At 63.2% G+C, this 353-nt stretch carries 1 protein-coding gene; it reads left to right on the top strand.

The window, feature by feature from the left end; all coding sequences use genetic code 11:
* The coding region (locus tag PZA18_RS24435; RefSeq protein ID WP_284103486.1) for a hypothetical protein at positions 1 to 353 on the top strand (353 nt) is incomplete at both ends.

The following is a 353-nucleotide window of genomic DNA, read 5'->3' as shown; positions in this document are numbered from 1 at the left end:
AATAGCGAAGGCCAGAACCTGCGGTATGCCTACTACAGCAATGGCTACCTGATGGCGGTGGCCGACCAGAACGAGAGCAGCCGCAGCCTGACCGAATACGCCTACGACCGCGATGGCAACCGCACCCAGGAATGGATCAGCAGCCGGGTGGGCCTGTACGGCGCCCAGCGCGACCTCAAGCGGGTAACCGAAACCCACTACGACAGCCAGAACCGGATGCAGAACGTGACCGTCTCCGACTGGCAATGGAACGCGCAGGCCCAGCGGCAGGCCTCGGGCAACAAGCTCGAAGTCAGCTACGTCTACGACGCCAACGGCAATGTGCGCACCACCACCACCCGCAAGGACAACCG

The sequence above is a fragment of the Parachitinimonas caeni genome (genome assembly GCF_030129945.1).
In the GTDB taxonomy this organism is placed as follows: Bacteria; Pseudomonadota; Gammaproteobacteria; order Burkholderiales; family Chitinimonadaceae; genus Parachitinimonas; species Parachitinimonas caeni.
Note: the sequence above shows the minus strand (reverse complement) of the source record. Positions and strands in the feature narration are given on the sequence as shown.